We start from the raw sequence: 26126 nt of genomic DNA on the forward strand, positions 1-26126 counted from the left end.
TTTATAGCCCCTGCCCCGGTTTCACGTCTTTCAGTTCCATGGCCTTGGCCGGGTCGCGCGACATTTGCAGCATCACGTCCTGGCGTTTGACATCTTTGCGATGGCGCAGGGTCAAGGTGATGGCGCCGATCATGGCAACCAGCAGGATCAGACCTGAAAGCTGGAACAGAAGGAAATATTGGTCATAGATGATAAGGCCCAGGGCCTCGGTGTTGTGTTTGTCTGTCGGGATCGGCTGCGCCAATTGAGCGCTCGCGCCATGTGCACTTTCCCAAGACCCGTAAGCCATTACGAATTGCATCAGGATGACCAGACCGATCAGCAAGGCCAGCGGCATATACTGCGCCATCTCAGCCTTGAGCTCGGCAAAATCCACATCCAGCATCATCACCACGAACAGGAACAACACGGCGACCGCCCCCACATAGACGATGACCAGCAGCATGGCGACGAATTCCGCCCCCAGCAGCACAAACAACCCGGCCGAAGAGATAAAGGCCAGGATCAGCCACAGAACCGAATGCACCGGCTGGCGGCTGATCACAGTGAACAGCCCGCCGGTGATGGCGCTGATGGCGAAGAGGTAGAAGGCAAAAACGCTCATGTCTCATCGTCCCTTTTGTCGGCCATGACCTCTTGCGCCAATTCAAGCGCCCGGTTCATGGCCGGAATGCCGGCAAAGACCGACATCTGTCCGATCGTTTCAACGATCTCTTGTTTCTTTGCACCCGCCTCGACGGCGTGGCGTACGGTTTGACGCAGGGCGGTATCCGCCTGTGCGCCCTGGCACGTCAGACCGGCAAGCGTCAGCAAAAGCCGGGTCTTGGCATCCAGACCATCCTTGTTGATGGTCTTGCCGAACATCATTTCCATGACCTCTTTCGGCATAGTGGGCCACAGGGCCTCGAACCCTTTCATGGTCATGGGGTCCAGGCTCGCGGCCAGGTTCGGGTTCATAGCTTTCGCCATATCCCGGTACTGTTCCTGGGCCTGGGCCATCATGGCCTCAAAGGGGTTCTTTGGCTGGCTCATCGGTAGGGCGCATCCATTTCGAGGTTACGGGCAATCTCTGCTTCCCAACGGTCACCGTTCGACAAGAGTTTGTCCTTATCGTAAAACAGCTCTTCACGGGTTTCGGTAGCGAACTCAAAGTTCGGTCCCTCAACGATGGCATCCACCGGGCACGCTTCCTGGCAGAAACCACAGTAGATGCATTTGGTCATGTCGATGTCATAGCGCGTGGTACGGCGGCTACCATCTACGCGTGGCTCCGCGTCAATGGTGATGGCCTGCGCCGGGCAGACCGCCTCGCACAGCTTACACGCAATGCAGCGCTCTTCGCCGTTGGGATAGCGACGCAGCGCGTGCTCCCCGCGAAAGCGTGGCGACAGTGGCCCCTTTTCATGCGGATAATTGATCGTCGCCTTGGGGGCAAAAAAGTATTTGAGCCCCAATTTGAAACCGACCCAGAAATCCTGCAGCAGGAAATATTTGGCGGCGCGGGTGTAATCGATCTGATTTGTCATGATCAGCCTCCCACGGTCCAGCGAGCAAAAATGCCCCAGAACCAGTCAAATTTTGCAGCAAAGGCAACAAAAACCACCCAGAAAAGCGAGAAGGGCAGAAAGACCTTCCAGCCGAGGCGCATCAGCTGGTCATAGCGGTAGCGCGGGGTGATGGCTTTTACCATTGCAAAGAGGAAGAAGAAGAAGGCCATTTTACCAACCATCCACAGCACGCCATCAGGCAGACCGGGGATTGGCGACAGCCAGCCACCAAAGAACAGCAGCGAGGTCAGCGCACACATCAGGAAGATCGAGATGTATTCACCGGCCATGAACAGCAGGAAGGGTGTTGCCGAGTATTCCACCTGATAGCCTGCCACCAGTTCGGACTCCGCTTCGGGCAAATCGAACGGTGGGCGGTTGGTTTCCGCCAGGCAAGAGATGAAGAACAAGAACACCATCGGGAAATGCGGGATCCAGTACCAGTTCAACAGCCCCAAATTGCCATCCTGTGCCCGCACGATATCGCCAAAGTTCATCGATCCAGTCGAGATGATCACCCCAACGATGATCAGACCAATCGAGACCTCATAGGAGATCATCTGTGCTGCAGAGCGCAGCGCGCCCAGGAAGGGATACTTTGAGTTTGAAGCCCAGCCTCCCATGATCACGCCGTAAACCTCAAGCGAGGAAACGGCAAAAACGTAGAGGATCGCCACGTTGATGTTTGACAGCACCCAGCCATCGTTGAACGGGATCACGGCCCAGGCCACCATGGCGAGCACAAAGGAGGTCAGTGGCGCCATGATGAAGACGGTGCGATCGGCACCGGCCGGGATCACCACCTCTTTGACCACATATTTCAGCGCATCCGCAACGGATTGAAGTAGACCAAAGACGCCCACTACATTGGGGCCGCGGCGCATCTGCACAGCCGCCCAGATCTTCCGGTCCCCATAGACGAGGAACAGAAGGGAAATCATCACAAAGGCAACAACTGCAAGTACTTGCGCCAATATCAGTACAGCAATGCCGCCTGGGGTGTTAAAGAAGTCAGCCATAGGTCCTCACACCGTGGGTATTCCGTTTGCCTCGCAATTTGCGACCACGACTTCGGCGTCGATGGTGCGCAGACCGCGCGGTAGGGAGGGCGAGATCGTGTAGACAGCATCGGCCATCTGATTGCCACCCTCTTGTTTCATTTTTGTGCGCACATGACGCGCGAACCCGTAACCGCGGATCAGCGCATATTGTGCCGCTGCACATTCGGCATAGTCATCCACATCTGCACCCGTGCGGGCACCTGACATGGCCACGTGAAATTGCACCAAATCCCCCTCCAGCAGACTGGTTTTCACCCCATTGTATGTTGGGGTGAACCCTTCTGCCGACTGGCCAGGAACCTGCGCACAGGCCGCCAGCATCAACGAGGATATGAGTGCCATGCGGGTCACTCGGCAGCCACCTTCTGCCCTGACCGGGCCTTGGCATTTGCCGAAAGCTCCGCCATCAGCTCGGACGCCCGTGCAACCGGGTTGGTCAGATAGAAATCTTTCACAGCAGGCAGGAAGGCCGCTTTGCCCAGCGGGCCCAGCTCCAGCGCCTCGCCTTCGTTGGCGACAACCTGGTCGATCTGCGCCAGATGCGGCGCCGCAGCCACCAGGGCCTGACGCAGCTGCGCCAGCGAGCCATAACCCAGTTTGGCATCCAGCTCGGCGCTGAGGGCCCGCAGGATGGCCCAGTTTTCCTTGGCCTCGCCGGGCGCAAAACCCGCACGCAGTGCCAGCTGTGGACGCCCTTCGGTATTCACGAACAGACCGTTTTCTTCGGTATAGGCCGCCCCGGGCAGGATCACGTCGGCGCGGTGTGCGCCACGATCGCCATGGCTGCCCTGATAGATCACAAAGGCTCCCGCCTCGATCTCGACCTCATCAGCGCCGAGGTTATAGATCACCTCTGCCCCATCGATGGCCGCCGCCATGCCGCCTTCGGTGGCGGCACCAATATCCATGGCACCAACGCGCGATGCTGCCGTGTGCAGCACCATCAGTTTCGAGCCGGTGTCAGCTGCGAACTTCTGCGCATGCGCCAGAACCGCAAGGCCATCAGCCTCACGCAACGCGCCCTGACCGACGATAACCAGTGTGTCCTTGCCTTCGGCACCGGAGTGGTCGCCATTGTGCAGGGCTTCCAGCGCAGCGCGATCCGTGCCGAGGTGCTTGTAGTCGTAGGTTAGGTCAACTGGCTGGCCAATGAGACCGATGATTGCCCCGTTGATCCAAGCCCGACGCAGACGGGCGTTCAGCACCGGAGATTCACTGCGGGGATCCGTGCCGATCAGCATGATCGCCTTGGCGCTGTCGATATCTTCAATCGCGGCCGTGCCGACATAGCCAGCCCGGTTTCCAAGCGGCAGACGGGCATTATCGGTGCGGCATTCGACTTTGCCGCCCTGCCCCTCGATCAGTTGTTTCAGTGCAAATGCGGCCTCAACCGGGACCAGGTCTCCGATGAGACCGGCAAGTTTCTTGCCCTTCATGGCAGTTGCGGCGGCGTTCAGCGCCTCAGGCCAAGTGGCTGGCTTCAACTTGCCATTGACGCGCACATAGGGGCGATCCAGTCGCTGACGGCGCAGACCATCCCAGACGAAACGGGTTTTATCGGAAATCCATTCCTCGTTCACGCCATCGTTGTTGCGCGGCAGGATCCGCATCACTTCGCGACCCTTGGTATCCACCCGGATATTGGCACCGAGCGCGTCCATCACATCGATGGTCTCGGTTTTGGTGAGCTCCCAGGGACGCGCACTAAAGGCGTAGGGCTTAGAGGTCAGTGCGCCAACTGGGCACAGGTCGATGATATTGCCCTGCAGGTTCGAATCGAGCGTTTCGCCCAGATAGGAGGTGATTTCGGCATCTTCACCACGTCCGGTTTGACCCATCTGGGTGATGCCAGCCACCTCCGAGGTGAAACGTACACAGCGTGTACAGCTGATACAGCGGGTCATGGCTGTGGACACAAGTGGGCCAAGATCCAGATCATCAACCGCACGTTTGGGTTCGCGAAAGCGCGAGAAATCAACACCATAGGCCACGGCCTGATCCTGCAGATCGCATTCACCGCCCTGATCGCAGATCGGGCAATCCAGCGGGTGGTTGATCAGCATGAATTCCATCACACCCTCACGGGCCTTCTTGACCATGGGTGAGTTGGTTTTCACCACTGGCGCCTGACCTTCAGGACCCGGGCGCAGATCGCGCACCTGCATTGCACAAGACGCGGCAGGCTTAGGCGGGCCGCCGACGACCTCAACCAGGCACATGCGGCAGTTGCCGGCAATCGACAGGCGCTCGTGGTAGCAAAAACGTGGAATTTCCACCCCGGCCTCTTCGCAGGCCTGGATCAGGGTCATTGCCCCATCAACCTCTACCTCGGTTCCGTCGATGTTGATCTTGCGGAGGTCAGACATGGTCTATTTCGCCCTCAGTAACGCGCCGATCGCGCTGTTTTTCTTGATCTCCGCACGACCGAACGCGCAGAATGTTTCTGGATTTTGATAGGAAACACCGCTCTGTGAGAGCAGTTTTTCGCCCTTGGCCCGCATCCGGGCCTTTTCAACATCCGACTCGATGTAGTCGCGAATTTCGCCGTCAGCATAGCCGAGCTCATTGGCGCGGGCCCGAAGACGGCGCAGCTCACCCAGCCCCTTGAGAAACCGCGCGCCAAGACTGTCGCAGTGATCCGCAACTTCTTTGGCCATAGCCACCGCAAACAGCGGCTGTTCGATTTCAGACACATCACGCAACGAAGGTTTCGAGGCCTCCGCCGAGGCTGGGACAACCGCCGAAGCCAAAGCAAAAATAGAAGCAATCCATACTGGTCGCATTGAAGGTCGCATTGGATCTTTCATTGGTTTTTCCTCTTGTTTGGAAAAACCATGACCTGCAAAAGGCTGACCGCTATTCAATAGCGACCGCGCCGATTGGCCGGGATATGCCAGAATTCCGCTCACGGGTTGCAGGTCCCCTGTAGCACCAAGATGTCGCCATCAAGCGGCAGCGGCGTCGCCGGGTCATCAATATCGATGGCCCAGTCGATCTTGGACGTACCGTAGTTTTCAATACAATACCGGGTACCGGCAAAACGACCCGCTTCGCGCGCGCCCTCAAGCGAAGCCGGGGCATTGCGAACCTGCGCCTCAAAAACTGCCCGCGAGACTTTCTTGTCGACAGCCGCCGCAGAGGTGCGAAATGCCACTCCGTCAAAAACCGGCAGGTTCTTGCGGCTTTCACTGCAGCCCGCCAGAACGCCGGCGCAAGCCAGGGCCAAGGTCAGAGTTTTCATTTTATGATCTCCAAACAGGCTCATTTGGCCGCCATGGCGCTGCTGCGACCGGTTTTCTGCGATTTGATACGGTCTTCGATCTCGCCGCGGAAGTTGCGGATCAGGCCTTGGATCGGCCAGGCTGCTGCATCGCCCAAGGCGCAGATTGTGTGGCCTTCGACCTGTTTGGTCACATCCCACAGCATATCGATCTCTTCCAGATCAGCCTCGCCTTTGACCAGACGGTCCATCACCCGCATCATCCAGCCGGTGCCTTCACGGCAGGGGGTACACTGACCACAGCTTTCGTGCTTGTAGAATTTCGCCAAGCGCCAGATCGCCTTGATGATATCGGTCTGCTTGTCCATGACGATGACCGCCGCCGTGCCCAGGCCCGAGCCAAGTTCACCACGCAGATAGTCAAAATCCATGATCGCATCACGCATGTTTTCACCGCGCACGCAAGGCACCGACGAGCCGCCCGGGATCACCGCCAAGAGATTGTCCCAGCCGCCGCGAATACCGCCGCAGTGCTTTTCAATCAGCTCTTCAAAGGAAATGCTCATCGCCTCTTCGACGACGCAGGGGTTGTTGACGTGCCCGGAGATCGCAAACAGTTTGGTACCCGCATTATTTGGTCGACCAAAACCTGCGAACCAATCCGCACCGCGGCGCAGGATGGTGGGTACAACGGCAATGGATTCCACGTTGTTCACAGTTGTCGGACAGCCATAAAGACCAGCGCCCGCAGGAAACGGCGGTTTCATCCGCGGCATACCCTTTTTGCCCTCAAGGCTTTCGATCAATGCGGTTTCTTCACCGCAAATATAGGCCCCTGCCCCATGATGCAGGAAAACGTCGAAATCCCAGCCGGAGCCAGCCGCGTTGCGGCCCAAAAGTCCCTTGTCGTAGCATTCGTCGATAGCGGCCTGAAGTGCTTCGCGCTCGCGGATATATTCGCCGCGCAGGTAGATGTAGCAGGTATGGGCCTGCATCGCGAAACTGGCGATCAGCGCGCCTTCGATCAGCGTATGCGGATCGTGACGCATGATTTCGCGGTCTTTACAGGTGCCCGGCTCTGATTCATCAGCGTTGATCACCAGATAGGACGGACGACCATCGCTTTCTTTTGGCATGAACGACCATTTCAGGCCGGTGGGGAAACCCGCACCACCCCGGCCCCGCAGGCCAGAATCCTTCATCGTCTGGATGATCCAGTCGCGGCCCTTGTCGATGAGCCCCGAGGTGCCATCCCAATGGCCCCGTGCCTGAGCCCCTTTCAGGGTGCGCTCATGCATACCGTAAAGGTTGGTAAAGATCCGGTCCTGGTCCTTCAGCATGTCTGCCTACCCTTGGTTATCGTTCTTACTGGCCTGACGCATGCGCCAGAGTTGCATTATGTTGACCCCTGCATAGATCATCCCCGCAAGCGCGGCGAAATCGAACAGGAGCGCGTACCGGCCAGGCAATCCGATTGCCGGGCCAATGATCAGGGTCAGGGCCATCCAAGCCAGCATGGTCCCGGCAATCACCAATGAGATGTGCCGCCCTTTTGCTGCGATAGCCTTGTCCAGATCCGCGCTCATTCAGGTCCTCTTCTTCTGCCCTGTACCGCCAAGTTGAAGTGGCACAGATCACTGTCATTTACTCATTTGTCGTCGTCGTAACGGCCGTCTTTCTTGGCCTTCTTGGCAAAATCTGTTTCGTCGCCCACCGCCAATTTGGCAGCCTGTGCAATCCAGCCATCCCGCTCAATGCGCCCCTTGAAGGTCAATCGGCTGTCGACCCAAGCCACTTCGGCCGCGCCCCAGGCTGCAATCTGATCAAAGTGGAAGAAGCCAAGCTCGTTCAGGGTCTGCTCCAGCTTGGGGCCAACGCCCTTGAGCAGTTTCAGATCATCCGCCAGACCGCCCCGCGCCTCTTTCAGCGTTTCGGGTGCCGCTTCAGCCACCTCAGCGGTTTTTTCTGGCTTGGCAGCTACAGGTTTGGCTTCTGCCTTTTTCGCAGGTGCAGCTTTTTCAGCCTCTTTTTTCTTAGCCTCTTTCGCCTGTTTCACAGCAGGTTTGGGGGCTTCAGCGGCCTTGGGTGGAGCGTCAGTCGCCGCACGGCCAGCAACCACACCATCCTTGCCAATCCAAGGCGTCAGCAGGGGGACTTCGTCGCCCTGGATACGTTTCACACCATCGCCAATATCAGTCGCCAGCTGGACAGAAGCGTTATACTGCGTCTTGCCGCTGTCATATTCGGTCAGAGAGGTCAGACCTGATTTGGGCTCTGCCGCATAACGACCGTTCTGCGGCCCCGGCACAACCGCTTTACCAGCGGCCAGATCGTCCAGCATCTGGGCAAAGCCCTCAGCTGTGAGATCCTCGTAATAGTCCTTGCCGATCTGTGCCATGGGCGCATTGGTACAAGCCCCCAGACACTCGACCTCTTCCCAGGTGAACTTGCCATCTGCCGACAGGGTAAAGGGCTTGGGCGCAATCTTGTCTTTGCAGACCGCGATCAGATCTTCCGCGCCGCAGATCATGCAGGACAAAGTCCCGCAGACCTGCACATGCGCGACGGAGCCCGTGGGCTGCATCTGGAACATGAAGTAGAAGGAGGCCACTTCGAGCACCCGAATATAGGCCATACCCAGCATGTCGGCGATATATTCAATCGCAGGCTTGGAGACCCAGCCTTCCTGCTCCTGCGCGCGCCACAACAGTGGGATCACAGCCGAGGCCTGGCGGCCTTCGGGGAATTTGGTCAGTTGCGCCTCGGCCCATTTCTGGTTGTCTGGCGTGAAAGCAAAGCTTTCGGGCTGTTCGGAATGAAGGCGACGAAGCATTAGCGGTCAATCTCTCCAAATACGACGTCCATGGTGCCAATGATGGCAGCGACGTCGGCCAGCTGATGGCCTTTTGCAACGTGGTCCATGGCCTGCAGGTGCAGGAAGCCCGGCGCGCGGATCTTGCTGCGGTAGGGTTTGTTGGACCCATCTGCCACCAGATAAACACCGAATTCGCCCTTGGGGGCTTCAACGGCGGCATAGACCTCACCGGCGGGCACGTGAAAGCCTTCGGTGTAGAGTTTGAAATGGTGAATGAGGCTCTCCATCGAGGTCTTCATGTCACCACGTTTGGGCGGCGTGATCTTGCCACGCGCCAGCACGTCACCGGTGGCTTCGCGCAGTTTGGCAATCGCTTGACGGATGATCGACAGCGACTGGCGCATCTCTTCCATCCGCACCAGATAGCGATCATAGCAGTCACCATTCTTGCCCACGGGAATCTGGAAATCGAACTCATCATAGCATTCATAGGGCTGTGCGCGACGCAGATCCCAGGCCATGCCGGATCCACGCACCATCACACCAGAGAAACCGTAGTCCAGAATCTCTTCTTCGGTGACGACGCCGATATCGCAGTTGCGCTGCTTGAAGATGCGGTTCTCAGTCAGAAGCCCATCAATATCCGCCAGAACTTTGGGGAATTCGATCGCCCAGAGGTCGATATCGTCAAGCAGATCGTCAGGTATGTCCTGATGCACACCACCGGGGCGGAAATAAGCAGCGTGCAGACGGGCACCACAGGCGCGCTCATAAAAACACATCAGCTTTTCGCGTTCTTCAAAGCCCCAGAGCGGCGGCGTCAACGCGCCCACGTCCATGGCCTGCGTGGTCACGTTCAGCAGGTGGTTCAGAATGCGGCCGATCTCGGAGTAGAGCACCCGGATCAGAGAGCCACGGCGTGGAACTTCAACGCCGGTCAACTTTTCAATGGCGAGACACCAGGCGTGTTCCTGGTTCATCGGTGCTACATAATCAAGCCGATCAAAATACGGCAGGTTCTGCAGATAGGTGCGGCTTTCCATCAGCTTTTCGGTGCCACGGTGCAGCAGGCCGATGTGCGGGTCACACCGCTCTACGATCTCGCCGTCGAGTTCCAGCACCAGACGCAAGACGCCGTGTGCCGCCGGGTGCTGAGGGCCAAAGTTGATGTTGAAGTTACGGATTTTCTGCTCGCCGGTTACGGCGTCGTCAAACTTGGAACCGTCCATCATTTCGCCCCCTCTTTTTCATCACCGGGCAGAATGTATTCGGCACCTTCCCAGGGAGACATGAAATCAAACTGACGGTATTCCTGCACCAGGTTCACCGGCTCATAGACAACGCGCTTTTCGGCCTCGTCATAGCGCACTTCGGTGTAGCCCGTAGTGGGGAAATCCTTGCGCAACGGATAGCCGCGAAAGCCATAGTCGGTGAGGATGCGACGCAGATCCGGGTGGCCAGAAAACAGGATGCCAAACATGTCGAAAACTTCGCGCTCAAACCAATTGGCCGAAGGATGCACATCGGTGATCGAAGGTACCATGTCGTCTTCGCGGATGGAGACCCGCAGGCGAATGCGTTGGTTCCGATACATCGACAGGAAGTGATAAACCACGTCAAAGCGCTTGCCGCGCTCGGGGTAATCTACGGCGGTGATATCCACCAGCGAGGAAAACTTGCAGTTGCTGTCGGTTTTCAGAAACTCAACCAGACCGGCGATATTGGCCGGGGCCACATCGACGTTCAATTCACCAAAAGCGATAGCCCAGGACAGAACACAGTCCGGGCGTTTGGCTGCGATCTGAGTACCAAGTTCTTGCAGTGCTTCAGTCATTTTGTCTCTCCAGCCAGATCGCTTAGCGCACCAGGGTGCCGGTACGGCGGATTTTACGCTGCAGCTGCATCAGACCATAAAGCAGGGCCTCAGCAGTGGGCGGGCAGCCCGGCACGTAGATATCTACCGGTACGATGCGGTCACAACCGCGCACCACCGAATAGCGGTAGTGGTAATAGCCACCGCCATTGGCACAAGAGCCCATGGAAATCACGTAGCGTGGCTCGGGCATCTGGTCATAGACTTTGCGCAGTGCCGGTGCCATCTTGTTGGTCAGGGTCCCGGCCACAATCATCACGTCGGACTGACGCGGGGAGGCACGCGGGGCAATGCCGAACCGTTCGGCATCATAGCGTGGCATTGAGGTATGCATCATCTCAACAGCGCAACAGGCCAGACCAAAGGTCATCCAGTGCAGCGAACCGGTGCGGGCCCAGTTGATGATGTCTTCGGTCGAAGTCAGCAGGAAGCCCTTGTCCTGCAGCTCTGCGTTCAGAGCCTGGGTGACAACCTCTTTGTCGACCCCAGCGGTATTGGCTCCGGTCATCACTCCCATTCCAGAGCTCCCTTCTTCCATTCATAGGCAAAGCCGATGGTCAGAACGGCCAGGAACACCATCATCGACCAGAAACCGGTATCGCTCATGTCCTTGAAGCCGACGGCCCAGGGAAAGAGGAAAGCAATTTCCAGATCAAAAATGATGAACAGAATCGACACCAGATAAAACCGCACATCGAATTTCATACGCGCGTCATCAAATGCGTTGAAACCGCATTCATAGGCGCTGACTTTTTCTGGATCCGGATTGCGCACGGCCAGCACAACTGCCGCCAAGATAAGAACAATTCCCAGTCCGACCGCGACGATCAGAAACACCAGAATCGGGAGGTATTCCCGCAACATCTCTTCCACGAGTGGCTCCTTTCCGAGCGCGCGGATTCTCGCGCGCCGTCAATTGGCGTGTTGACTTGGCGTCGTGTCTACTCGCGCACCCCCGCATCGTCAACCGAACCGATGATGAAGAGAGAGCCTTTCTGCACAAGTCGCGACCCTGCCGCATCACTTAGCGCTATTTGCAGCTTTAGGAGTTAATTTCTTATTATTTCCATAAGGAAAGGCGCCGCAAAAAGCTGCGGCGCCCGAACATAAACACATTCAAATACACATTCAAAAAACTGCTTTGTTCACCCCTGCCAGCGCGGTTTGCGCTTGTCAAAGAAGGCGCCGATTCCCTCAGAGGCCTCGTCGCCTTCCCAACGATCCACCAGCGCCTGAATGGTCATGTCGATCACAGCATCGTCCAGACGCGGTCCCAGATCACGGGTCAGTTTTTTCGCGGCTGCCACAGCACCCGGTGCACAGGACAGATAGGGGACGACTTCGGCCTCGACAGCAGCGGCAAGATCCTCGGCCGGGACCGTCTTTGCCAGCAGCCCCAGATCCACCGCCTCGGCTGCGCCAAACAGACGGGCCGACATAAAGACCCGACGCGCGCAGGCTTCGCCCATTCGCGCGACGACATAGGGGCCGATGGTGGCCGGGATCAGGCCGAGCTTGGTTTCCGTCAGACCCATCTTCAGGTGATCAACACCGATCGCCACATCACAGACCGAGGCCATACCGACACCACCGCCAAAGGCATTGCCCTGAATGGCGCCGATCAGCGGTTTGGGCAGCGTGTTCAGCAACATCAGCGTTTCTGCCAGAATACGCGCTTCAGAGGCGCGCGTCGCCGCATCCGCCTGCATTTGCTTTTGCATCCACCCCAGATCGCCGCCAGCGCAGAAACTCTTGCCCGCCCCGGTCAGCACCACGACGCGCACCTTGTCATCTGCCGCAAGCTGCGCTGCCGCCGCCTTGATTTCCAGCAGCATCTCACCAGACATTGCATTGTGCTTTTCGGCACGGTTCAGCGTCAGTGTCGCAACACCGCGCGTATCCGTTTCGATCAAAACCGTTTTGTACATCTCTCTTCCCTCTTGCCTCTTTGATGCGCAATCTCGCGGCCAAGCCTCAGCTCAGTCGGGGCTGCGCATAGCCCTTGCCATTTCTGCAGCCCTGCCCAAAACCGCCCGATCCAGGCCCGTTTCATAGCCAAGAGCTGTCAGGTGATCCTGAACAGCCTCGGTGGCGACATTGCCCGCGGCACCCGGCGCATAGGGGCAACCGCCCAGCCCGCCGACTGCGGCATCGAACACCCGAACGCCATGATCCAGCGAGGCTTCGATATTTGCCAGTGCCCGCCCTGCCGTGTCGTGATAATGGCCGGCCAGCTGCGTTGCTGGCACCCGTTTCGTTACGGCAGTCAGCATTTTGCTGATGGAGTCCGGTGTGCCCTGCCCAATGGTGTCGCCTAGCGACACCTCATAGCAGCCCATCAGATGCAAGGTTTCCGCCACCAGTGCGACCTGGTCCGGAGCGGTCGCGCCGTCAAAAGGGCAATCCGTCACGCAGGAGACATAGCCGCGCACCGGCAGACCGATCGCGGCAGCGGCCTCCATGATGGGTTTGAACCGCTCGATGCTTTCGGCAATGCTCGCGTTGATATTAGCCTTGGAAAACCCTTCCGAGGCCGAAGCAAAGACGGCAATCTCGTCAGCCTTTGCCGCCACCGCATCTTCGTAGCCGCGCATATTCGGCGTCAATGCCGCATAGGACACCCCCGGCGCTCGACGAATACCGGCAAGAACCTCGGCGCTGCCGGCCATCTGCGGCACCCATTTGGGGGACACAAAGCTCGCCACCTCGATCCGGCGAAAACCTGCCTCGGACAGGCAATCCACCAGGGCGATTTTCTCTGCCACCGGGATTTCGCGTTTTTCGTTCTGCAGCCCGTCACGCGGCCCCATCTCAAAGATTTCGACAGTTTGCGTCATGCCCCCCGCCCCCTCTTTCATTTTGCTCAAAATTCCTGATCCCGAACGACGCCCCGAAAGGCGCCGCCTGAATGGATCGCCTCAGTCTTCTTCCAGACGCACCAGTGCTGCGCCGGCTTCGACCTGATCGCCATCGGTAGCCAGAACCTCGGCCACCACACCATCGCGCGCCGCCAGCAAAGAATGCTCCATCTTCATGGCTTCCAAAATGGCGAGTCGGTCGCCCTCTTTTACCGCGTCGCCTGGTTTAGCAAAGACCGCCTTGACCAGACCCGGCATCGGCGCCTCGATCACATTGAGATCGCCGCCAGCGCTGGCATCACGATCCAGCGGATCAATCACGTCAAAGACCAGGCCGTAGTCATCGTAGACGGTGATGCGCGCACCGGCCTGCGACAGGGTCGGCAAGCTGTGCCCGCCCAGATCCCAGCGGCCACCAATACGGTTGGCAACAATCTGGTCCTCGCCGATGGTCCAGATCTGGCGATCCGGCCCGTCGACCTCCACCATGGCCTCGAATATCTCGTCCTGATGCATCAGATGCACCGAACGATGCAAATCCGCCCAGAGTGTGAACCCTGTATCCCAGGTTGCCTCGACCAGATCGAGAGCCTGCATCGCAGCCGCTGCCCGGTGATGCGGCTTCACCTCGGGGGCGGCGACCAATGCGTCCAGATCACGGGCGATCAGCCCGGTATCCACATCACCTTTGGCAAAACCCGCATGGGCGGCCAAAGCGCCAAGGAAGGCCAGATTGGTGACGGTGCCGCCGACCTCGGTTCCCTCCAGCGCCTGCGACAGGCGCGACAAGGCGATTTCGCGGGTTGGGCCATGCACAATCACCTTGGAGATCATCGGGTCATACCAGGGACTGATGGTGTCGCCCGCGCGCACGCCACTGTCGGCGCGGCAGCCAGCGGGGAAGTGCAGATGGGTCAGCGTGCCGGTGGCAGGCAAAAACCCTTTTGGCACGTCTTCTGCGTAGAGCCGAGCCTCGAAAGCATGGCCAGTGATCGACAGCTCGCCCTGTTGCGCAGGCAGAGTTTCCCCCGCAGCTACACGCAGCTGCCACTCGACCAGATCAACGCCGGTGATCAGCTCACTCACCGGGTGTTCTACCTGCAGGCGGGTATTCATCTCCATGAACCAAAAGCCATCGGCGCGCAGACCATTGGTGCCATCAACGATGAATTCGACCGTACCGGCCCCTTTGTAGCCGATCGCCTCGGCGGCGCGCACGCCCGCCTGCCCCATTGCATCCCGCATTTCTTGCGTCATACCCGGTGCGGGGGCTTCCTCGATCACCTTTTGGTGGCGACGCTGCAACGAACAATCGCGTTCAAACAAGTGCACCGCATGAGTGCCGTCGCCAAAGACCTGGATCTCGATGTGGCGCGGCTGCTGGATGTATTTCTCGATCAGGACATCCGCATTGCCAAAAGAGGTGGTGGCTTCGCCCTGCGCACTCGCCAGAGCATCGGTGAAGTCTTCGGACCGCTCAACCAGACGCATGCCCTTGCCGCCGCCTCCGGCCACCGCTTTGATCAGCACCGGATAGCCGATTGCATCAGCTGCGCCCCACAAATGGTCGGTATCCTGATTGGAGCCGTGATAGCCGGGCACGACGGGCACGCCTGCCTTCTCCATCAACACCTTGGCCGCGTCTTTCAAACCCATCTTGCGGATCGCATCCGCTGAAGGACCGATGAAGACGAGGCCTGCGGTCTCGACTGCGTCGACAAAATCTGGGTTTTCAGACAGAAACCCATAACCCGGATGGATGGCCTTGGCCCCGGATTGTTTGGCGATGGCGATGATTTCATCACCCAGCAGATAGCTGTCAGCCGGGGCTGGCCCGTGGCCGATGTGGAAGGCTTCATCCGCCATGACCACATGTTTGGAGGCCCGGTCAGCGTCGGAATAAACCGCCACTGTCTTTACGCCCATGGACCGGGCGGTTTCGATCACACGGCAGGCAATTTCACCGCGGTTGGCAATCAGAATTTTATCGAACATGGGGTTGGTCCTTTGTCTGGAACGTCGGACCGGAGGCGCTGCCCCCGGACCCCCGGAATATTTTTGGAAAGATGAAAAGGGGTCGGCCTACATCCGGAAGACGCCGAACTTTGTTTCATCTATTTCGGCATTCAAGGCAGCACTCAGCGAAAGCGCCAGCACATCCCGCGATTTGCGCGGATCAATAATGCCGTCATCCCAAAGCCGCGCCGATGCATACAGCGGGTGGCTTTGTTCTTCGAACATATCGATGGTGGGCTGCTTGAACTGAGCTTCTTCATCCGCCGACCAGTTGCCGCCCTGACGTTCAATCGCATCGCGTTTCACCGTTGCTAGCACGCCAGCAGCCTGTTCGCCGCCCATCACAGAGATGCGCGAATTAGGCCAGGTCCACAGAAAGCGCGGCTGATAAGCGCGACCGGCCATACCGTAGTTGCCCGCCCCAAAAGAGCCGCCGACCAGCATGGTGATCTTGGGCACATTGGTTGAGGCAACAGCCGTCACCATCTTTGCGCCGTGGCGGGCAATGCCTTCGTTTTCATATTTACGGCCTACCATGAAGCCGGTGATGTTTTGCAAAAAGACCAGTGGAATTTTGCGCTGCGAGCAGAGCTCGACAAAATGCGCGCCCTTCTGGGCCGCTTCCGAGAACAACACGCCATTGTTGGCAATGATGCCCACCGGGCAGCCTTTGACATGAGCAAAGCCGGTGACCAATGTCTCACCATAGCGCGGTTTGAATTCATCAAAGCGCGAGCCATCCACCAGGCGCGCGATCACTTCGCGAATGTCATAAGGCGTGCGCAGATCCCCCGGCACCACGCCCAAAATCTCTTCGGGATCATAGGCGGGCTCTTCCGGGCTGGCCCAGTTCACCGTTTGTGGCTTGAGGATGTTGAGCGACTGCACCGCGCGACGTGCCAGTGCCAAGGCATGGGCGTCATCTTCGGCCAGATAGTCCGCCACGCCTGAAAGGCGCGTGTGCACATCGCCACCGCCAAGATCCTCGGCCGAGACCACCTCGCCGGTTGCGGCCTTTACCAAGGGGGGACCTGCGAGGAAAATCGTGCCCTGTTCTTTGACGATAATGGTGACGTCGGACATCGCAGGCACATAAGCACCGCCTGCGGTACACGATCCCATGACGACGGCAATTTGCGGAATGCCCTTGGAAGACATGCGGGCCTGATTATAGAAGATACGACCAAAATGGTCGCGGTCCGGGAAGACCTCGTCCTGTTGCGGCAGGTTGGCGCCACCGCTGTCGACCAGGTAGATACAGGGCAGGCGGTTTTCCTCGGCGATCTCCTGCGCGCGCAGGTGTTTTTTCACCGTCATCGGGAAATAGGTGCCACCTTTCACGGTGGCATCGTTGCAGACCACCATGACCTCTTGGCCGTGGACGCGGCCAATGCCTGCGATCACACCCGCTGCTGGCGCGGCTCCGTCATACATGTTGTGGGCTGCGGTTGCGCCAACCTCAAGGAACGGAGACCCCGGATCCAGCAGGTTTGCCACCCGGCGACGCGGCAACATCTTGCCACGGCTTTCATGACGAGCGCGGGATTTCTCGCCGCCGCCCAGACGTGCAGCCTCGGCCACGTCAGAAATCTGCGCCAGTGCATCAAGATGCGCTGCCTTGTTTGCCTTGAAGCCTTCGGAAGAAGGCATCGCCTTTGATTTGAGTTTCATGAGGAAGACTCCTGTTGCAGTTCTGCGCATTCCTGGGCCGCACGGGCCTTCAGGTCTTTGCGGATCACCTTGCCGGTCACAGTCATTGGCAGGGCCTCCACAAAGGCGATTTCACGAGGGTAGGAATAGTGAGCAAGCCTGTCTTTGACATAGGTCTGCAGTTCTTTTTCGGTTGCTGAAACATCGCCCTTCAAGACCACGTAGGCTTTGACAATTTCCGTCCGCAACGGATCTGGCTTGCCAACGACACCGACAGTGGCAACCGCCGGGTGGGTCATCAGACAGTCTTCGATCTCGGCGGGGCCAATACGGTAGCCGGCGGAGGTGATCACGTCGTCTTCGCGGCCCACGAACCGCAGGAAATCCCCTTCAAAAATGCCGCGGTCGCCGGTCACCAGCCAGTCGCCATTGAATTTGGCAGCCGTCTCTTCCGGGCGGTTCCAGTATCGTAGCATCATCGAGGCAGACCCTCGACGCACGGCAACATCGCCCTCCTGATCGGTGGGGGTGCCAGCCTCATTGATCACGGCCACTTCGTGGCCCGGAACCGCCTTGCCAATGCAACCCGGGCGCGGCGCGTAGTCAGCACCACAGGAGGAAGCCACCATATTGCATTCGGTCTGGCCATAGAATTCGTTGATGGTCACGCCAAAGTTCGCCCGCCCCCAAGCGAGCATCTCTGCGCCCAGGGGCTCTCCGCCAGAGGCAACCGAGCGCAGACCGGCGAGCCCCTGCCCGGCTGCTTTCAGCATACGCAGGGCTGTGGGCGGGAAGAACACATTGCGCACATCGCCGCGTGCAATCAGATCGGCACAGGCCTCTGGCGTGAACTTGTCCAGTCGTGCCGCAACCACAGGCACGCCCAGCGCGAGGCCCGGCATCAAAACATCGAACAAACCGCCAATCCAGGCCCAGTCCGCGGGCGTCCAAAGGCAGTCTCTAGGCTGGCCGAGATGGTCATGGCTGCTGGCGACGCCCGGCAGATGCCCCGTCAGCACCCGATGTGCATGCAGCGCGCCCTTGGGGCTGCCTGTGGTGCCAGAAGTATAGATCAGGATGGCGGGGGTCTCTGGCGTCGTTTCTGCAAACTCCACCGGACCGCCAGGTAGCGAGACCTGATCCACCATCACCGCCTCGGCCAGATCCCCCAGCAGATCCGCACCTTCAGGATCGGTCAGCACAAAGGAAACACCTGCATCCCCGGCCCGCGACGCCAGCGCGTCGCGTTTGAACAATTTGAACAGGGGCACAGAGATCGCCCCCAGTTTCCAGATCGCCAGATGAGAGGCTGCGCACCAAGGCGACTGGCTCAGTAACACGCCAACCCGGTCTCCGGGCTGAATGCGGGTCATCAGATAGCGCGCCAGACCATCTACCATCTCTGCCAGGTCTGCATGGGTGATATCGCGACGTTCTGGCCCTGTCAGATCAAGGATCGCCAACGAAGCACCGGGATGATCCATCGCTTGCTGCGCCATGTTCAGCTGCGCAGGCAGCGCCCAGGATCCATCTGCCAACAGGCCGGGATTCTTCGTCATATTGGTCATCTTTCAGCCATTCCCAATTTGCATAACGGGTATGCAGTATTTTCCAACATTCCCAAAGGGAAAGCCCGATCCTGCTTGATCCAGATCAGAGGAAACATCAGCCAAAAAGTGCACAGAGACAGGGTAAATACAAGAAAAGGGATTTCCCCCATGAAACGCACCGCTTCCACCTTGGCCTTGATCACCGCATGTGCGGCTTTCGCCACCCCAGCCCTTGCTCAATCTCAGGGCGACTGGACCTTTGGTGCTGGTATTATCAACGTCAATCCCAAGTCCGACAACGGGATGTTGGCTGGTGCTGCTGCAACCATCAATGACGACACTCAGATCTCGCTGACTGTTGAGTACTTCATCCGTGACAACATCGGTATCGAGCTGTTGGCCGCGACCCCCTTTGAGCACGACATCAATATCGGTGGTGCCTTTGCAGGCACAGCCAAGCAACTGCCGCCCACCCTGTCGCTGAACTACCACTTTCCCACTAAGGGCAAGATCAAGCCCTTTGTCGGTGCCGGTATCAACTACACCACCTTCTTTGAGGAGGAATCCGGCTTGGGTGTGCTGAAGCTGGACGACAGCTGGGGCTTTGCGCTCCAGGCTGGTGCCGACTGGCAGATCTCTGACAATGGCGCGTTGCGCCTGAACGTGCGCTACATGGATATCGAATCCGACGCCTACCTGAACGGTGCGTCCATCGGCAAAGCCGAGATCGATCCGGTCACCATTGGCGTCAGCTACGTTCACAGGTTCTGATCCTTTGATCTAACATCTACCGGCGGGCCCGCGCGGGCCTGCCACCCAGTTCTGCAAACCCCACCTGTTCTCCCTCGGGCAGGTGGGGTTTTGTTTGACTTACATCGTACCCATCAGCTCGCGACCGATCAGCATGCGTCGGATTTCAGAGGTGCCAGCGCCAATTTCCATCAGCTTGGCGTCGCGGAAGATCCGGCCAACGGGGTTGTCGGACAGATAGCCCGCGCCGCCCAGCGCCTGAACCGCCTGATGCGACTGCACCATGGCCTGTTCCGAGGCATAGAGACAGCAGGCGGCCGCATCCTGACGGGTTACAGTGCCTTTATCGCAGGCCTTGGCGACCTCGTAGATATAGGCGCGGGCCGAGTTCATTGCGGTGTACATATCGGCGATCTTGGCCTGCATCAGCTGAAAGTTCCCGATGGGCTGACCGAACTGTTTGCGCTCTTTCAGGTAGGGCATCATTTCGTCCATGCAGGCGGCCATGATCCCGGTACCGATTCCAGCCAGCACCACACGTTCGTAGTCGAGGCCAGACATCAGAACTTTAACGCCCCGGCCCTCTTCGCCCAGCACGTTTTCAAACGGCACTTCGCAATCGTCAAAGATCAGCTCGGCGGTGTTTGACCCACGCATGCCCAGCTTGTCGAAATGCGGCGAGGTCGAGAAGCCTTTCATCGATTTCTCGATGATAAAGGCAGTGATCCCCTTGGAACCTGCATCCGGGTCGGTCTTGGCATAAACCACCAGCGTGTCGGCATCGGGGCCATTGGTGATCCAGTATTTATTGCCGTTCAGACGGTAGTGATCATTGCGCTTTTCTGCCCGCAGTGACATCGACACCACGTCAGAGCCTGCGCCCGCTTCGGACATTGCCAGCGCGCCGACATGTTCACCGGAGACCAGGCCGGGCAGATATTTCTTTTTCTGCTCATCTGTTGCGTTCAGCTTGATCTGGTTGACGCAGAGATTGGAATGCGCGCCATAAGACAGCGACACCGAAGCAGAGGCCCGCGCCACTTCTTCGACTGCCACGGTATGGGCCAGATAGGACATGCCAGCGCCGCCGAATTCCTCGGGCACGGTAATGCCCAGCAGGCCCAGATCGCCCATCTCTTTCCACAGCTCTGGTGGGAATTCATTTTTCTGGTCGATCTCCTGCGCCATCGGCTTGACGCGATCCTGCGCCCAGCGGTGCACCATGTCGCGCAGTGCGTTCACTTCTTCTCCGAGATCGAATTGCATGCTTGCGTTGAACATGACGTGCTCCCTTTTTCCGAGTTATCAGCAAATTATCTGAACAGTTGTTCATTTCATACGGTGCAACGGCGATTCGGGTCAATCCCCCGCGCCACATCTTGCGTCGCAACGGCAGGTCACGACGCCGCAGTTGCCGCGCCCAACTAGGCCGTGCAACGCAAAAAGAGTCCCCGTCACGGAGGCTCTTTTTAGGCAAATATCTATGGTTCAAATGCGGTCAGCTCACGCGCCGGACAATCCGCTTTAGCTTGCGGCCTGAAAAACCGCACTGACCTCGGCCTGGATGATCCGGGCAATCTGGGCGCAGTCCTCCAGACTAAAGGTCAGCGGCACCCGCATATCAACGATCCCTGCAAGGATGCGATCGCTTTTTGGCAAGCTCTGAGCCTTGGCATAGCGCCAGCTGTCATAGCGTGAGGTAAAAGCGACAGGTTCTGGCGGGCCGAACCATTTCAGCTCCACCCCGCGCGCAGCACAGCGGGCGATCACCTCCTGCAGCGCGTCAGCAGCCCAGTCCAGCAACAGAAGCTGGATGGACGAGCCCACATAGGTCTCGGCCTCCGGGCGCTCTACCACCGTAAGGCCCGGCGTGTCGCGCAGCCCGGCTTCGATCACCTGATAACGCGCATTCCAGCGCGCGACCTGTGTCTCCAGATCACGCAGTTGCGGGCGCAAGATCGCAGCCCGCAGATTGTCCATGCGACCGGAAATGTTTGGCGTCTCGAATTTCACCTGCTCAAACGCTTCAGCGGGCGGCGCCGCCAGATGGCGTTCGAACAGCATGTAAGACCCCGACAGCATGATGGCCCGCGCTGCGATCTCGGCATCGTCAGTGACAAATAGCCCGCCCTCGCCCGAATTCACATGCTTGTAGGTCTGACAGGAATAACAGCCTACAGAACCTTGCCGACCCGAGGGCACCCCGTTCCAGGCCGCCCCCATGGTATGGGCGCAATCCTCGATCACGATAATGCCCGCGTTATCACAGATCTGCATCAGACGATCCATGTCACACAGATGCCCGCGCATGTGGCTCAGCATCAGCACCTTGGCCTGATCTGCCTTGGCCGCCAGATCTTCCAGATCGATTGTCAGATTTTCAGTAACATCCACAAACACGGGCTCTGCCCCGACCGAAGCAATCGATCCCGGCACAGGCGCCAGCGTAAAGGCATTGGTCAGCACCCTGTCGCCATGTTTTACGCCCACCGCCCGCAGTGCAGTCGCCATGGCATAGCCGCCCGAAGCCACCGCAAGGCAATATTTCGCCCCAACCTGAGCTGCGAACTCCTGCTCCAGCAGCGCCGTCTCCCCCAACTCTCCTTCGGCCACATTGTAGCGATGCAGGCGGCCGTGGCGCATGACGTTCAAGGCGGCCTCGATTGCCGCCTCAGGAAGGGCTTCTTGCTGGGTGAAGCTACCGGTAAATTTCTCACTCATGGCGCATTTGTGAGCCGCCCCTTGCCCCTGGTCAAGGGGGAAGAATGCGCGATGGAAAACCCGAAACTGAGTTGCGGGATCAGCCGATCAGTTCAGCTACAAGCCCCGGAAGATCCTCATAGCGATGCAACAGTGCCTCGGGCTTCAGCGCGGCCATATCGCCCCCCGCAGGGCCAAAGGTCACCAGCACCGAAGGCACGCCTGCATTGGCGGATGTGTTGCGATCGGTGTCACTGTCGCCAATCAAGATGGTTTTTGCCGGATCCCCTCCGGCACGGCGTGCCGCCTCAAACAGAGGCGCCGGGTCAGGTTTGCGCACCGGCAAGGTATCCGCACCAACGAGCGAGGCAAAAGCATCCCGCACCCCAAGGGACTGCATCAGCTGCTCGGCCAGGGCTTCGGGCTTGTTGGTGCAGATCCCCACACCGTAGCCCGCAGTTTTCAACGCCTCGACCGCATCCATGGCACCGGGATAAAGATAACTATGGTGATGAATGGCACCTTGATACGCCTCGAGCAGGACCGGGTAGTAGTCGTCAACGGTTTGCACGTCATACTGACCGACCCGTTTCAAGCCGGCCGTCAGCATCATCTTGCCACCACGCAGCGCTGTCGCCGCATCGCCGGGTTCGGTCAGGACATCTCCCAGCCCCATCTGGCGGAAACAGGCATTTGCCGCCGCCAAAAGATCGCCTGATGTATCGGCAAGTGTTCCGTCCAGATCAAAGATAACCGTTCGCATGTTTTCCTCACTCGGCCGCACTCGGCGTGTTTTCGCTGTTCAATATTGCAAGCCGCAACCATGTTTGATGGCACTATGGCTTGCGCCGCCCCTGTTAGCGGATAAAACGGGGGCGCAAAAAAGACAAAGAGAAAAGCAATCATGAGCACAGCCCTCGTCATCCTCGCCGCAGGCAAAGGCACCCGGATGAACTCAGACCTGCCCAAGGTTCTGCACCCCATTGCCCAGGCGTCGATGCTGGAACATGCCATGCGCAGCGGTCGTGCGCTTGATCCTGCCCGCACTGTTGTGGTGGCAGGGCATGGTGCTGATTTGGTGCGCAACGCCGTCACTGAAATTGACGAGGAAGCCGAAGTTGTCCTGCAAGAAGAACAGCTTGGCACTTCCCATGCAGTGGATCAGGCCCGCGAGGCCCTGCAGGGGTTTGAAGGCGACGTTGTGGTTCTTTATGGCGACACCCCCTTTGTCAGCGCCGATACGCTGGAGAGGATGGTCGCCGCCCGCACCAGCGCTGATCTGGTCATTCTGGGTTTTGAGGCTGCAGATCCAGGCCGCTATGGACGCCTGGTCATGCAGGGTGACAGCCTGGAACGGATCGTCGAATACAAAGACGCCACAGAGGCCGAACGCGCGCTCACCTTCTGCAATTCCGGCCTGATGGCCTGTGATGCGGCGCTGATGTTCGATTTGCTTGCCAAGATCGGCAATGACAATGCCTCGGGCGAATATTACCTCACCGATTTGGTAGAACTGGCTCGCACTGCAGGCCGCACAGTGACTGCCGTGGCCTGTGACGAGGCCGAAACATTGGGTGTGAATTCACGCAGCGATCTGGCCCGCGCCGACGCATTGTTTCAGAGCAAGGCCCGCGCTGAGCTGATGGAGCTGGGTGTCACCCTGATGGCGCCAGATACGGTCTATCTGGCCTTTGACACGGTCATTGGCCGCGACACGGTGATTGAACCCAATGTGGTCTTTGGCCCCGGTGTCACGATTGAGAGCGGCGCCTTGATCCGCGCCTTTTCGCATCTGGAGGGCTGCCATGTCAGCCGCGGTGCCAAGGTTGGCCCCTATGCGCGTCTGCGCCCCGGCGCAGAGCTCGCCGAAGACACCCATATCGGCAACTTTGTTGAGATCAAAAACGCTGAAATCGCCGAAGGTGCCAAGGTCAACCACCTGAGCTACATCGGCGATGCCTCGGTCGGCAAGGCCAGCAATATCGGCGCCGGCACCATCACCTGCAACTATGATGGCGTGATGAAGCACCGCACCGAGATCGGCGCACGCAGCTTCATTGGCTCCAACACGCTACTGGTGGCTCCTGTCAAAGTCGGCAACGAGGCGATGACCGCTTCGGGCACCGTGGTGACGCAGGATGTCGAGGATGGCGCACTGGCCATTGCGCGCGCCAAACAGGAAAACAAACCCGGTCGTGCCCGCAAGCTGATGGACATTCTGCGTGCGAAAAAGGCTCGTCTTGTGAAAGGATCCGAATAACATGTGCGGCATCGTAGGAGTCCTTGGCAATCATGAGGCAGCCCCCATTCTGGTTGAGGCCCTGAAACGGCTAGAATATCGCGGTTACGACAGCGCCGGCATTGCCACGGTCAACAATGGCACGCTGGGACGTCGCCGGGCCCTGGGCAAACTGGTGAACCTGAGTGACTTGCTGGTGCATGATCCGCTGCCCGGAAAGTCCGGCATCGGCCACACCCGCTGGGCCACCCATGGGGTGCCCTCGGTGGGCAATGCCCATCCGCATCGCGCCGGTGGCGTTGCTGTGGTCCACAATGGCATCATTGAGAACTACCGCGAATTGCGCGCGGAATTGGCCGGGTGCGGTATCGAGTTTCAGACCGAAACCGATACCGAAACCGTCGCCCTGATGACCCAGCGCTACCTTGATGAAGGATCGTCCCCTGTAGAGGCCGCCAACCAGACCCTTGATAAACTCGAAGGCGCCTTTGCGCTGGCGTTCCTGTTTGACGGCGAAGAGGATCTGATGGTGGCCGCCCGTCGTGGCTCCCCCCTGGCAATCGGTCACGGCGATGGAGAGATGTTTGTCGGCAGCGATGCCATCGCCCTTGCCCCGCTCACCGATCGCATCACCTATCTTGAAGAAGGCGACCGCGCTGTGCTCACGCGCACCAGCCTGGAAATCCGCGATGAAAACGGCCAGCTCGCCAATCGCGCCATCAAGACCATCCAGATCGATGTTGGTCAGGTCGACAAAGCTGGCCACAAGCATTTCATGGCCAAGGAAATCGCCGAACAGCCCACCGTCATCGCCGAGGCCATCCGCCACTACCTGCTGGTTGGCGAGGACCGTGTGCATCTACCCGGTGCCGAGATTGATTTTTCCCAAATCGACCGGCTGACCATGGTCGCCTGTGGTACCGCTTTTTATGCCTGCCTGACCGCCAAATACTGGTTCGAACAGATCGCCCGCCTGCCGGTCGAAGTCGATATCGCCTCTGAGTTCCGCTATCGCGAGCCGCCCATTCCCGGCAAGACGGCGGCGCTGTTTGTGTCGCAATCCGGTGAGACGGCTGATACACTTGCCGCGCTACGCTACTGCGAAGGCAAGGCCGACAAAATCCTGTCAGTGGTCAATGTCCCCGAAAGCTCTATCGCGCGCGAAAGCGATCTGGCGCTGCCGATCCATGCCGGTGTCGAGATTGGCGTCGCCTCGACCAAGGCCTTCACCTGTCAGCTGAGTGTGTTGCTGATGCTGGCGCTCAAGGCCGCCTCGGATCGCGGTGTCATAAGCGACGAAGATCTGCAGACGCATGTTACCGCCCTGCGCGGGCTGCCGAATGTGCTGGCCGCTGGTCTCGAGCAGAACGACGCCATCCGTCAGACTGCACAGAAGCTGAGCGAGGCGCGTGATGTGCTGTTTTTAGGGCGTGGGCTGATGTTCCCGCTGGCCCTTGAGGGCGCGCTGAAGCTGAAAGAGATCAGCTACATCCACGCCGAAGCCTATGCGTCCGGCGAGCTGAAACACGGCCCCATCGCGCTGATTGACAAACAGATGCCGGTGGTGGTTATGGCGCCGCGTGACAGGTTGTTCGACAAATCCATTTCCAACATGCAGGAGGTCATGGCGCGCAAGGGCAAGGTTTTGTTGATTTCCGATGCTGCCGGGCTGGAAACAGCCGGGGATGAGGTCTGGAGTTCGATCCAGATGCCCCAGGTCCACGAGAACCTCACACCGATACTTTATGCGCTCCCCGCCCAAATGCTGGCCTATCATACGGCCGTGGCCAAGGGCACGGATGTGGATCAGCCACGCAATCTTGCCAAATCCGTAACGGTGGAGTGAT

General features: G+C 58.8%; 26 protein-coding genes. 3 read left to right on the forward strand and 23 right to left on the reverse strand.

Annotated elements, in window-relative coordinates; all coding sequences use genetic code 11:
• Nucleotide 1: 1 nt before the first annotated feature.
• The 20 genes from PH5382_RS01300 to PH5382_RS01395 form a co-directional block, all read right to left on the reverse strand.
• Nucleotides 2-604 (reverse strand): NADH-quinone oxidoreductase subunit J, encoded by a 603-nt coding sequence (locus tag PH5382_RS01300; RefSeq protein ID WP_058332527.1) that lies wholly within the window; start codon nt 602-604, stop codon nt 2-4.
• Nucleotides 601-1032, reverse strand: coding sequence for a carboxymuconolactone decarboxylase family protein (locus PH5382_RS01305; protein ID WP_058332528.1), 432 nt, complete (start codon nt 1030-1032; stop codon nt 601-603). Before PH5382_RS01305 ends, PH5382_RS01300 begins: the two co-directional genes overlap by 4 nt.
• Nucleotides 1029-1526 carry an NADH-quinone oxidoreductase subunit NuoI gene (gene nuoI, locus PH5382_RS01310; RefSeq protein WP_058332529.1) on the reverse strand — a complete coding sequence of 166 codons (498 nt, stop codon included), beginning with the start codon at nt 1524-1526 and terminating at the stop codon, nt 1029-1031. The genes PH5382_RS01305 and nuoI overlap by 4 nt, the downstream gene beginning before the upstream one ends.
• Nucleotides 1527-1528: 2 nt before the next feature.
• The gene (gene nuoH, locus PH5382_RS01315; RefSeq protein ID WP_058332530.1) at nt 1529-2566 is read right to left on the reverse strand and encodes an NADH-quinone oxidoreductase subunit NuoH; all 1038 of its coding nucleotides are present in this window, start codon (nt 2564-2566) and stop codon (nt 1529-1531) included.
• Nucleotides 2567-2572: 6 nt separating this feature from the next.
• Nucleotides 2573-2959, reverse strand: coding sequence for a hypothetical protein (locus tag PH5382_RS01320; RefSeq protein ID WP_058332531.1), 387 nt, complete (start codon nt 2957-2959; stop codon nt 2573-2575).
• Complete coding sequence (nuoG, locus tag PH5382_RS01325; RefSeq protein ID WP_058332532.1) at nt 2956-4974, reverse strand: NADH-quinone oxidoreductase subunit NuoG; 2019 nt, start codon at nt 4972-4974, stop codon at nt 2956-2958. The genes PH5382_RS01320 and nuoG overlap by 4 nt, the downstream gene beginning before the upstream one ends.
• A 3-nt stretch (nt 4975-4977) precedes the next feature.
• Nucleotides 4978-5391, reverse strand: a complete 414-nt coding sequence (locus tag PH5382_RS01330; protein ID WP_058332665.1) for a DUF5333 domain-containing protein — start codon at nt 5389-5391, stop codon at nt 4978-4980.
• 122 nt (nt 5392-5513) lie between these two features.
• Entirely contained in the window at nt 5514-5849 is a 336-nt protein-coding gene (locus tag PH5382_RS01335; RefSeq protein ID WP_058332533.1) for a hypothetical protein, read from the reverse strand.
• A 20-nt stretch (nt 5850-5869) separates the two neighbouring features.
• Complete coding sequence (gene nuoF / locus PH5382_RS01340) at nt 5870-7168, reverse strand: NADH-quinone oxidoreductase subunit NuoF (RefSeq protein WP_058332534.1); 1299 nt, start codon at nt 7166-7168, stop codon at nt 5870-5872.
• A 6-nt stretch (nt 7169-7174) separates the two neighbouring features.
• A complete protein-coding gene (locus PH5382_RS01345) occupies nt 7175-7414 on the reverse strand; it encodes a DUF5337 domain-containing protein (RefSeq protein WP_058332535.1) in 240 nt (79 codons plus the stop codon).
• A gap of 62 nt (nt 7415-7476) precedes the next feature.
• Nucleotides 7477-8661 carry an NADH-quinone oxidoreductase subunit E gene (locus tag PH5382_RS01350; RefSeq protein ID WP_058332536.1) on the reverse strand — a complete coding sequence of 395 codons (1185 nt, stop codon included), beginning with the start codon at nt 8659-8661 and terminating at the stop codon, nt 7477-7479.
• Nucleotides 8661-9872, reverse strand: a complete 1212-nt coding sequence (locus tag PH5382_RS01355; RefSeq protein ID WP_058332666.1) for an NADH-quinone oxidoreductase subunit D — start codon at nt 9870-9872, stop codon at nt 8661-8663. The genes PH5382_RS01350 and PH5382_RS01355 overlap by 1 nt, the downstream gene beginning before the upstream one ends.
• Nucleotides 9872-10477 (reverse strand): NADH-quinone oxidoreductase subunit C, encoded by a 606-nt coding sequence (locus tag PH5382_RS01360; RefSeq protein WP_058332537.1) that lies wholly within the window; start codon nt 10475-10477, stop codon nt 9872-9874. The genes PH5382_RS01355 and PH5382_RS01360 overlap by 1 nt, the downstream gene beginning before the upstream one ends.
• Before the next feature lie 22 nt (nt 10478-10499).
• A complete protein-coding gene (locus PH5382_RS01365; RefSeq protein ID WP_082645529.1) occupies nt 10500-11033 on the reverse strand; it encodes a NuoB/complex I 20 kDa subunit family protein in 534 nt (177 codons plus the stop codon).
• Nucleotides 11024-11389, reverse strand: a complete 366-nt coding sequence (locus PH5382_RS01370; protein ID WP_058332539.1) for an NADH-quinone oxidoreductase subunit A — start codon at nt 11387-11389, stop codon at nt 11024-11026. The genes PH5382_RS01365 and PH5382_RS01370 overlap by 10 nt, the downstream gene beginning before the upstream one ends.
• Nucleotides 11390-11661: 272 nt before the next feature.
• A complete protein-coding gene (locus tag PH5382_RS01375) occupies nt 11662-12444 on the reverse strand; it encodes a crotonase/enoyl-CoA hydratase family protein (RefSeq protein ID WP_058332540.1) in 783 nt (260 codons plus the stop codon).
• Between the two features lie 51 nt (nt 12445-12495).
• Nucleotides 12496-13353: a hydroxymethylglutaryl-CoA lyase gene (locus PH5382_RS01380; RefSeq protein WP_058332667.1), complete on the reverse strand. Its 858-nt coding sequence runs from the start codon at nt 13351-13353 to the stop codon at nt 12496-12498.
• Nucleotides 13354-13434: 81 nt separating this feature from the next.
• Nucleotides 13435-15369 carry an acetyl/propionyl/methylcrotonyl-CoA carboxylase subunit alpha gene (locus PH5382_RS01385; RefSeq protein WP_058332541.1) on the reverse strand — a complete coding sequence of 645 codons (1935 nt, stop codon included), beginning with the start codon at nt 15367-15369 and terminating at the stop codon, nt 13435-13437.
• Between the two features lie 87 nt (nt 15370-15456).
• Nucleotides 15457-17061 (reverse strand): carboxyl transferase domain-containing protein, encoded by a 1605-nt coding sequence (locus PH5382_RS01390; protein ID WP_058332542.1) that lies wholly within the window; start codon nt 17059-17061, stop codon nt 15457-15459.
• Nucleotides 17058-18608 carry an AMP-binding protein gene (locus PH5382_RS01395; protein WP_058332543.1) on the reverse strand — a complete coding sequence of 517 codons (1551 nt, stop codon included), beginning with the start codon at nt 18606-18608 and terminating at the stop codon, nt 17058-17060. Before PH5382_RS01395 ends, PH5382_RS01390 begins: the two co-directional genes overlap by 4 nt.
• 150 nt (nt 18609-18758) lie before the next feature.
• Between PH5382_RS01395 and PH5382_RS01400 the strand changes: the two genes are divergently transcribed.
• A complete protein-coding gene (locus tag PH5382_RS01400; protein ID WP_058332544.1) occupies nt 18759-19361 on the forward strand; it encodes an OmpW/AlkL family protein in 603 nt (200 codons plus the stop codon).
• Nucleotides 19362-19460: 99 nt separating this feature from the next.
• On the opposite strand, the gene PH5382_RS01405 is transcribed toward PH5382_RS01400, so the two are convergent.
• The 3 genes from PH5382_RS01405 to PH5382_RS01415 all read right to left on the reverse strand — a co-directional run bounded on the left by PH5382_RS01405 (nt 19461) and on the right by PH5382_RS01415 (nt 22803).
• Nucleotides 19461-20621, reverse strand: coding sequence for an isovaleryl-CoA dehydrogenase (locus PH5382_RS01405; protein WP_058332545.1), 1161 nt, complete (start codon nt 20619-20621; stop codon nt 19461-19463).
• A gap of 243 nt (nt 20622-20864) precedes the next feature.
• Complete coding sequence (locus PH5382_RS01410) at nt 20865-22061, reverse strand: DegT/DnrJ/EryC1/StrS family aminotransferase (RefSeq protein WP_058332546.1); 1197 nt, start codon at nt 22059-22061, stop codon at nt 20865-20867.
• A gap of 79 nt (nt 22062-22140) precedes the next feature.
• Entirely contained in the window at nt 22141-22803 is a 663-nt protein-coding gene (locus PH5382_RS01415; protein WP_058332547.1) for an HAD-IA family hydrolase, read from the reverse strand.
• A 141-nt stretch (nt 22804-22944) separates the two neighbouring features.
• Between PH5382_RS01415 and glmU the strand changes: the two genes are divergently transcribed.
• Both glmU and glmS read left to right on the forward strand, forming a co-directional pair.
• Nucleotides 22945-24300 carry a bifunctional UDP-N-acetylglucosamine diphosphorylase/glucosamine-1-phosphate N-acetyltransferase GlmU gene (gene glmU, locus PH5382_RS01420; protein ID WP_058332548.1) on the forward strand — a complete coding sequence of 452 codons (1356 nt, stop codon included), beginning with the start codon at nt 22945-22947 and terminating at the stop codon, nt 24298-24300.
• A 1-nt stretch (nt 24301) separates the two neighbouring features.
• Nucleotides 24302-26125, forward strand: coding sequence for a glutamine--fructose-6-phosphate transaminase (isomerizing) (glmS, locus tag PH5382_RS01425; protein WP_058332549.1), 1824 nt, complete (start codon nt 24302-24304; stop codon nt 26123-26125).
• Nucleotide 26126 lies beyond the last annotated feature (1 nt).

Source organism: Phaeobacter sp. CECT 5382, assembly GCF_001457775.1.
Lineage (GTDB): Bacteria > Pseudomonadota > Alphaproteobacteria > Rhodobacterales > Rhodobacteraceae > Pseudophaeobacter.